1 protein-coding gene is annotated in these 1,607 nt (G+C 40.7%); it reads right to left on the reverse strand.

Annotated elements, in window-relative coordinates; all coding sequences use genetic code 11:
• Nucleotides 1-460 precede the first annotated feature (460 nt).
• Nucleotides 461-886: an SMI1/KNR4 family protein gene (locus IY568_RS24310; protein ID WP_194868959.1), complete on the reverse strand. Its 426-nt coding sequence runs from the start codon at nt 884-886 to the stop codon at nt 461-463.
• Nucleotides 887-1,607 lie beyond the last annotated feature (721 nt).

Here is a 1,607-nt window from a genome sequence, read left to right on the forward strand (position 1 = left end):
ACACCGGGTGAACTGCCAGAAGTTGAAAGAAACCGTTCAGAATATGCCGCTTTGTAAAGTCGTTATGGAGGCCTGTGGCTGTGCCAACTACTGGGGAAGAATGTGTATCAAAGTAGGTCATAAAGCATAACTACTGCCTGCCCAACATATCACCCCTTTTGTCAGAGGGAATATACATAATCGGGGACGACACAATGCATCAAAGGTTAGGCTGTCAGATAAGCTCGAGGAAGACAAGGGTCATTGAACCCGTGTGGGTGTTGTGAGCCACTGACAACCGCTTATCTGTTTGCCAAAAATAATTAAAGACACCTATTCGAAGTTGCGACGTCCCTCCGCAGAAGAGGTGCAGATATCGGTGGGTGTCTCCCAAAATTACTATAAAATCGCAAACAAACAATTAGCTAGCATTATTTACGGTAATAAAACTGTGCCTGTCCTAATTACTGCTATATGCACTTTAGAGCTCATCATATATCTTATAGTCTTCTTGAAAGACTGAATAAATATCGTTTCCTATCATTTCGTATTCATCTTCCATATTTTGATGATAAGCAATTACATCATGAGGTTCATTTATGCGCACTCCCCAAAGATTGTCGCCACAAGAACTTCCAAAGAATATAAATGGAGTTAAATCAGGCAATGTCTCGTTAGACCACATAAACTTTGTAACGCTAAGAATCGAGCCAATGAAGTCTTCATCGGTTAGCGAAAACAAGTACTTTGCATTTCCAGTACCTTCACGAAATCCATCAGTCTCAAGTAACAGCTCTCTTAATTGATCAGGAATCTTTGCTGATAGAGCTTCTTCGACTTCAGAAAAATTAGCTTCAGAAGCTGGTTCAGAAAACTCTCCATCTGGGAACATTTCACTAAGTTTCATTGAACGATCCTTTTTGGTGCATAACAATTTATTCTACCCCAAAATGTCGGAACATAAACCGACAAAATGAGCTGTATTACATACCCTCATAGTCCCACGGAACAAACTCCAAGTAAATAATCGGTTGCAACCTGCAAAAACACACTTGTGTAAAAATCAGACAAAAAAGCACGTAATAATGTTATTGGACAATAGCCAAAAAACTGTCTATACATCCAGTATCAACCTTACCAAATGGAAAGTTCATAAAATCACCTTTTCTACTCATGCTGCAAGAGCAGATGTACCTACGACGTTATGCCAAACGCATCATTGAAGCGTACCCACATACATAAAAATTAAAGACACCCATTCGAAGTTGCGACTTCCCTCCACAGAAAAGTTACAGATATCGGTGGGTGTCTTCCAAAACTTCTTCAAAATTATTCACCAGCGGGCAAATCAAAGACCCCATTCAAAGTTGCCACCTCGCCCTCTAAAATGGGTTTAGATATCGGTGGGTGTCTCCCAAAGTTTGTTGGTTTAGATATCGGTGGGTGTCTCCCAAAGTTTGTTGTCCCAAAGTTCTGTTGGCCAGAACTCGTCTTTAGCTACTGTGTTGTGATTCAATAAAACCGGACACTATTTTAGGTGGTATTATTACCACTCAATGAGAGGTGTCTATGACCAGAAAACGTCGTACTTTTACACAGGAATTTAAGGTGGAAGCGGCCGCCTTGGT

It is taken from the genome of Pseudoalteromonas sp. PPB1 (assembly GCF_015356275.1).
GTDB lineage: Bacteria > Pseudomonadota > Gammaproteobacteria > Enterobacterales > Alteromonadaceae > Pseudoalteromonas > Pseudoalteromonas rubra_D.

Excerpts from the sequence above, each read along its gene's own strand:
- IY568_RS24310 (WP_194868959.1), bottom strand. The coding sequence starts at position 886 with ATGAAACTTAGTGAAATGTTCCCAGATGGAGAGTTTTCTGAACCAGCT.